General features: G+C 44.0%; 6 protein-coding genes and 1 tRNA gene. 6 read left to right on the top strand and 1 reads right to left on the bottom strand.

The genetic code is table 11. The features are described from left to right. The first annotated feature begins 30 nt into the window (after positions 1–30). The 6 genes from VE944_RS27915 to VE944_RS27940 all read left to right on the top strand — a co-directional run bounded on the left by VE944_RS27915 (position 31) and on the right by VE944_RS27940 (position 7119). Positions 31–1557: a serine/threonine protein kinase gene (locus VE944_RS27915; RefSeq protein WP_324985014.1), complete on the top strand. Its 1527-nt coding sequence runs from the start codon at positions 31–33 to the stop codon at positions 1555–1557. Positions 1558–1667: 110 nt separating this feature from the next. Beyond that, positions 1668–1741: transfer RNA gene (locus VE944_RS27920), tRNA-Asp, on the top strand. A 138-nt stretch (positions 1742–1879) separates the two neighbouring features. Beyond that, positions 1880–3325, top strand: coding sequence for a glutamate--tRNA ligase (gene gltX / locus VE944_RS27925; RefSeq protein WP_324985018.1), 1446 nt, complete (start codon positions 1880–1882; stop codon positions 3323–3325). Between the two features lie 192 nt (positions 3326–3517). Further along, positions 3518–4012 carry a hypothetical protein gene (locus tag VE944_RS27930; protein ID WP_324985021.1) on the top strand — a complete coding sequence of 165 codons (495 nt, stop codon included), beginning with the start codon at positions 3518–3520 and terminating at the stop codon, positions 4010–4012. Between the two features lie 388 nt (positions 4013–4400). Then, the gene (gene ftsH2 / locus VE944_RS27935; protein WP_324985024.1) at positions 4401–6287 is read left to right on the top strand and encodes an ATP-dependent zinc metalloprotease FtsH2; all 1887 of its coding nucleotides are present in this window, start codon (positions 4401–4403) and stop codon (positions 6285–6287) included. A gap of 97 nt (positions 6288–6384) precedes the next feature. After that, a complete protein-coding gene (locus tag VE944_RS27940) occupies positions 6385–7119 on the top strand; it encodes a hypothetical protein (RefSeq protein WP_324985026.1) in 735 nt (244 codons plus the stop codon). 24 nt (positions 7120–7143) lie between these two features. Here the strand turns inward: VE944_RS27940 and VE944_RS27945 are convergent, their stop codons facing one another. After that, the gene (locus VE944_RS27945) at positions 7144–7272 is read right to left on the bottom strand and encodes a hypothetical protein (RefSeq protein WP_267871033.1); all 129 of its coding nucleotides are present in this window, start codon (positions 7270–7272) and stop codon (positions 7144–7146) included. Positions 7273–7378: the final 106 nt, after the last annotated feature.

Genomic DNA, 7378 nt, shown 5'->3' on the forward strand with positions numbered 1-7378 from the left:
TAAATAGACTCAGCAACAGAGGTAAATAAAGTGAACAAGAGCTTAATTACATCTCCAAGTAGTACGGGCTTGCTTGCCAATCGTTATCAACTTAAGCAATTAATTGGTAGCGGTGGCATGGGTGAAGTGTTTTTAGCAAATGATATTTTGTTAGGAGGCACACCAGTTGCTATTAAGTTTTTGACTCAAACTGTTGTCGATAACAAGATGCAACAAGACTTTGCCCGTGAAGCTTTAATGAGTGCAGCTTTGAGTCAAAATAGTTTACATATAGTCCGGGCGTATGATTATGGTGTAAATGAAAAAGGAAAACCATACTATGTTATGGAATATCTATGTGGGAAGAGTTTAAAGGATTTAATTCCGTTACCACTGCCCATGTTTTTGACTCTCTCCCGTCAAATTTGTTTGGGCTTACAGTGCGCCCATCAAGGCATTAACATTGATGGCAAAATCTCTCCGTTAGTTCATAGAGATATAAAACCTGCCAATATATTAGTTATTCCCGATCCGATATTGGGACAGTTAGTTAAAATTCTCGATTTTGGTATTGCTAGATTTTTGAATTATGCATCATCAACAGCTAGTACAAGCAAAGGATTTAATGGCACTTTACCCTACTGTTCACCAGAACACCTAGATGGAGAAAAATTAGATAGTCGCTCTGATATTTATAGCCTGGGCGTGATGATGTTTGAAATGCTCACAGGCAAAAAACCTTGGCAGCCAGAAACTGATTACTTTGGTGCTTGGTATAAAGCACATCACTTTGAGCAACCAAAAGCGATCGCAGATGTTCAGCCTACTCTTAAAATACCTCAAAAACTAAATAATTTAATCATGTCTTGTCTTGCAAAAAAATCTTGCGATCGCCCCCAAAATATCGCTCAAATTTTGCAAGTCTTAAACAGTTTAGAAGAGTCTAATCATCCCAGTATACCTACAAGTGTACCTTCTAGTTTCATCCTTAGCCGTCCTTTAGATTCAGTACCAATCACAGTAGAACAAAGCTGTCGCAAACTTTTGTGGCCTCAAAATAAACCGATTCAAGAAATTGTTTTTCCCCAGCTTATAGACACCGCACAGGGATCTATGACAGCCTTATGGTTAATGTTGCGTAAACAAGAAATCAAAAACTATGCTCTTTCTACCCGCTATAACCACTTTATCTTCATGACATCTCCTCACCCAATGCTGTTGTGGGTGACTGTACTCTACAATCGGCAATTGGCTCCTAAGTGGCTACCATGCTACTTAGATATGCAAAATTCCCAAAATCTTAAGTTGGTAAGTTTCCTGGCTGAAAATGAAGACTATCCTTTGATTTTCTTTACTCTGGAAGCACCACATTTTTGCACCAACGTTCTCAGCAGTCGTATCGAACCAACTCAGCGACAAATGTTGAAAAACTGGGCGCAACAAATTCATAGTCTACCACCAGCTTCTCAACCGCAGTTGAGCAAACAGCTATTAAAGCAGCAGTATAAACAAATGCAATCCCGCATATTGCAGCATCTAGAATCACAGCCACAGGTTGTATTACCCTGCTCTATTTAAAGAAAAATCTGCACCTTGGAAAGACGGGACAAAAAGAATTCCTAATTTATAACTCTAAAACGCTTGACAAGTAGAAAAAAAATAGTGATAATAGCAAAGTTGCCAAACAAGGGACTGTAGTTCAATTGGTTAGAGCACCGCCCTGTCACGGCGGAAGTTGCGGGTTCGAGCCCCGTCAGTCCCGTTCTAGATTTATGAGTAGTCAATCACTGAAATGAACTTCGGTGATTTTAGATTTTGAATTCCCCAAAGGGATTGACCCAGAATTCAAGGTTTGAATATAAGCTACATTTATCATGCTTTGCGAAAGAGAGAATTAACTGTGACTGTCAGAGTCCGTATTGCGCCAAGTCCAACCGGAAATTTACATATTGGTACAGCTAGAACGGCTGTATTTAACTGGTTATTTGCCCGCCACCACGGCGGGAAATTTATCCTGCGAATAGAAGACACAGATTTAGAGCGATCGCGTCCCGAATATACCGACAATATTCTTGAAGGGCTGCGCTGGCTAGGATTCAACTGGGATGAAGGGCCATTTTTCCAATCTCAACGCCTGGATCTTTATAAAGAAGCAGTGCAAAAACTGCTAGATCAAGGATTAGCTTATCGCTGCTACACCACTTCTGAAGAATTAGAAACTCTAAGAGAAGCTCAGAAAGCTAGAGGCGAAGCTCCTCGCTATGATAACCGTCACCGCAACCTCACGCCAGAACAACGCGCCGCATTTGAAGCAGAAGGTCGCTCCTCTGTGATTCGCTTCAAAATCGAAGATGGGCGGGAAATTGTCTGGAACGACCTAGTAAGGGGAAAAATGTCTTGGCGAGGTAGTGATTTAGGTGGTGATATGGTCATCGCCCGCGCCTCAGAAGAGGGTAGCGGTCAACCTTTATACAACTTTGTAGTTGTAGTGGATGACATCGATATGCAAATCACCCATGTCATCCGGGGAGAAGACCATATTGCCAACACCGCCAAGCAAATTCTGCTGTATGAAGCAATGGGTGCAAAAATTCCAGAGTTCTCCCACACGCCGCTAATTTTGAACATGGAAGGGCGCAAGCTTTCTAAGCGGGATGGCGTCACTTCTATTTCTGACTTTCAGCAAATGGGCTTTACTTCTGAAGGCTTGGTGAATTACATGACATTGCTGGGTTGGTCGCCACCAGATTCGACGCAAGAAATATTTACCTTAGAAGAAGCAGCTAAAGAATTTGGTTTTGAGCGTGTAAATAAAGCAGGTGCAAAGTTTGACTGGGACAAGCTGGATTGGTTAAACAGTCAGTATATCCACAAGACGCCAGTAGATAAACTCACAGATTTACTCATACCCTATTGGCAAGCAGCTGGGTATAAATTTGATGGTGGAAGAGAACGCCCCTGGTTAGAACAGCTAGTAACTTTAATTAGCCAGAGTTTGACTCGTTTAGTAGATGCAGTACCTCAAAGCCAACTGTTTTTTACTGACACAGTTGAATTTAGCGACGAAGGTAGTACACAACTCAATCAAGAAGGTTCTACTGCTGTCCTTGAGGGGATTGTCACAGCTTTAGAAAATCAGCCGCAACTGTCAGAAGCCGCCGCCCAGGAGATTATCAAACAAGTGGTGAAAGAGCAAAAAGTCAAAAAAGGCTTAGTAATGCGATCGCTCAGAGCAGCCTTAACTGGGGATGTTCATGGCCCCGACCTTATACAATCTTGGTTACTACTAAATCAGATTGGTTTAGATAAGTCACGCTTGAGTAAGGCAATAACAGAAGCTAATTAGCGATTACAACAAATTTTAAATGGATCTGGGAGTGGGGAGTAGGGAGTGGTGAGTGAGGAATTATAAGAATTCTTCTCCCATTCCCCATTCCCCAATTTCAAATCTAAAATAGGTAGTCAATTATCCTCACGTTGGGAACTTGGTGTGTAAAATTCATGTCTTCAAAAACACTTAGAAGCGAACGTAATTACAATGCCAACAAAAGTGCTCAATAGTGGGATGAGATTATCGTTCATGATAGTTATGCTGTTCATCACATCAACAGTAAATGCTACCGTTGATGCTGAGGAAACGCCAACGATATTTGGAGATGTCACCATTAGCCCTCAGTTTTCTCCAGATCCCCTGACAGTTCGCGGGATGAGTGGTGGTTCAATATCTGGGAGTCAAGTAGGTGCCAGAAGTGAAACAGCCACTGGCCCTTGCACCGGCTTTGTTGATGAAACACCAGACCATAGATTAGCGCTTACAAGTAAATTTGACTACCTAAAGCTGCAAGTACAAAGTCCTGAAGACACCACCATCATTATTAAGGGGCCTGGTGGTAGTTGGTGCAATGACGATTTTGATGGCAAAAATGCTGGCATGATTGGTGAATGGCTACCTGGAAATTACGAAGTTTGGATTGGTTCCTACCAAGAAGGTAAGTATCTTCCTTACACTCTAAAAATTACAGAAGTTAAGTAGGGAATGGGGAATGGGGCATGGGGCATTGTTTATTCCCCTTCTTTGTCTCCCTTTTCCCCTAATCCCCACTCCCCACTCCCTACTCCCCTAATAATGATTGAGAGAGGCTGGAACGACACGAAGAACATTCTGGAGAAATTATCCGTGTCTTTGCATCCCGTTGCGCTCCCTTTTCTCGTGCGATATTGTATTAAAATTAAGTTAACTTTGATTAAGATTCTTGTTGGCATCGCCAAAATGCGCCAATCGCTGTATGGCAGTGCATATAAGAGATCAAATTAAACAAAATGGATTTATAGACATCCGTTTAACAGCTTAAAGTGGCAGAGTGATCAACATTTGGTTACTAAGGCTGATGAATTGTATAGGCATCTAGAGGCAAATTAAGATGAAATTCTCTTGGAAAGTCGTAGTACTCTGGACATTGCCTGCTTTGGTAATTGGTTTTTTCTTCTGGCAAGGGGCCTTTGCAGGCGCTCCTACTGACATGAGTAAGAATGCAGCCAATACGCGCATGACTTATGGTCGCTTTCTAGAATACTTGGATGGCGATCGCGTCAACAGTGTGGATCTGTACGAAGGCGGTAGGACAGCAATTATAGAAGCCCGCGATCCAGACATCGAAAATCGTGTCCAAAGGTGGCGTGTGGATTTGCCTGTTAACGCTCCTGAGTTAATTAGCAAGCTCAAAGAAAAAGACATCAGTTTTGATGCTCACCCGATGCGGAATGATGGCGCAATTTGGGGATTGTTGGGCAATCTGATATTCCCAGTTTTATTGATTACCGGGCTGTTCTTTTTGTTCCGGCGTTCTAGCAACCTCCCCGGCGGGCCAGGTCAAGCGATGAACTTCGGCAAATCCAAGGCGCGTTTCCAAATGGAAGCGAAAACCGGGGTCAAATTTGACGACGTAGCCGGAATTGAAGAAGCTAAGGAAGAATTGCAAGAAGTTGTCACCTTCTTGAAGCAGCCAGAAAGATTTACCGCAGTAGGCGCACGGATTCCCAAGGGAGTGCTGTTAGTTGGGCCTCCTGGAACTGGTAAAACTTTACTAGCAAAAGCGATCGCTGGTGAAGCAGGCGTACCTTTCTTCAGTATTTCCGGTTCGGAATTTGTGGAAATGTTCGTTGGTGTGGGTGCATCCCGCGTCCGCGATTTGTTCAAGAAAGCCAAAGACAACGCCCCCTGTATCATCTTCATCGATGAAATCGACGCAGTAGGACGCCAACGTGGTGCTGGTATCGGCGGCGGTAACGACGAGAGAGAGCAAACCCTCAACCAATTGCTCACCGAAATGGACGGGTTTGAAGGTAACACTGGCATCATTATTATTGCTGCTACCAACCGTCCCGACGTACTAGATTCAGCATTGTTGCGTCCCGGTCGCTTTGACAGACAAGTAACTGTCGATGCACCCGATATCAAAGGACGTTTGGAAATCTTACAAGTCCATTCACGCAACAAGAAACTAGACCCTAGTGTATCTTTAGATGCGATCGCTCGCCGCACTCCTGGATTTACTGGTGCTGATTTAGCCAACTTACTTAACGAAGCAGCAATTCTCACTGCGAGAAGACGCAAAGAAGCTATCACCCTCCGCGAAGTTGATGATGCGGTTGATCGGGTAGTCGCTGGGATGGAAGGTACTCCTTTGGTAGACAGCAAGAGCAAGCGCTTAATTGCATACCACGAAATTGGACACGCCTTAGTGGGAACTTTGTTAAAAGACCATGATCCAGTACAGAAAGTCACCTTGATTCCAAGAGGACAAGCGCAAGGTTTGACTTGGTTTACTCCCAACGAAGAACAAGGTTTAATTTCTCGTTCTCAGTTGAAAGCCAGGATTACTGGTGCTTTGGGCGGTCGCGCTGCTGAGGAAGTAATTTTTGGGGCTGCGGAAGTCACAACTGGCGCTGGTGGAGACTTGCAACAGTTATCGGGAATGGCGCGGCAGATGGTGACTCGTTTCGGGATGTCCGACTTAGGGCCACTGTCGTTGGAGAGCCAGCAGGGTGAAGTTTTCTTGGGTCGTGACTGGACAACCCGATCTGAGTATTCCGAATCCATTGCCTCTCGCATTGATGGACAAGTGCGAGCGATCGTGGAAGAATGCTACGACAACGCCAAGAAAATTGTGCGTGACCATCGCACTGTCACCGATCGCTTAGTCGATTTGCTTATCGAAAAAGAAACCATTGACGGCGATGAATTCCGCCAGATTGTGGCTGAGTACGCTGAAGTTCCTGAGAAACAGCAGTACGTACCGCAACTGTAAGCTCTTAAAGAAAAATCTTGAGCTACTGGTCAATTTAAATGGGGATGGTGTTAACTATCCCCATTATTTTTTGTGGCTTGGGAGATAGAGATACTACTTGTGCGATCGCAGGTGGTATTGTGGCAGTATCTACAGGTCAAGTATTCCCACGGCATGGGTGCAAGCACGAAAACCTTTGCCCAAGGGCGATCGAGAAACAATCACACTTTTTCGTCCTACTGGGCCAAAAGAACTGGCTTTGATTAAAGAAAGTGGCGATCGCGAATTTCCTCCTCGACTTTTATTTGCACATATGAATACTAAATTATTGACTCTTGCTTCCTTAACGTTGGCGGTTTCTTCTCTAACTGTCGGTACAGTTGTAGCAAAAGCGAAACTGACAAATCAGGCAAAACTGTTTATCAATGGAATCGGCACAGTACGGGTTGGGATGACTCTTTCCCAAGCGGCAAAGGCTGCTGGTACTCAGCTAGTGGGTGATCCACCCAATAACAATTGCTACTATGTTAAGCCACAAAATGAACCCAAAAATCTTTCGTTTATGGTGACAGGAGGTCGCATTTCTAGAGTAGATGTGCAGCAAAATGCCCAAATTACCACCCTCAAAGGTGCAAAAATTGGCGACACAGAAGCGCAAATAAAGTCTCTTTACCCAGGACAAATTAAAGTCACACCTCATAAATATGTTCAAGGCGGACACTACTTGACATTTATCCCGAAAGACCGTCCTGACCAAAACTATCGCGTTGTCTTCGAGACTGATGGTAAGCTTGTTACTCAGTTTCGCTCAGGTAAACTACCAGAAGTTGAATTTGTTGAGGGCTGTTCTTGATTTAAGAACTTTCTGCTACTCCTCTTAGTGCCAGTCACTACTAAACACAATAGAACGCACCCAACCTGCGTGTGCTTCCCAGGTTATGCGTTGCTGTCCGTCTGTTGTTTGCCACAAAGAATCATGCGATGCCTGCGGTGTTCTCGTTGCCATTGCCTTAAGCTTGCGATGTAATCGAGCAAGATTTTGTCTTAAACGGCTGTTTTCTCACATCACTCTCATCCCGCAACCCTTGATTTTCTGACTCCAAGTTTTTAAC

It is taken from the genome of Nostoc sp. (genome assembly GCF_035638895.1).
Lineage (GTDB): Bacteria > Cyanobacteriota > Cyanobacteriia > Cyanobacteriales > Nostocaceae > Nostoc.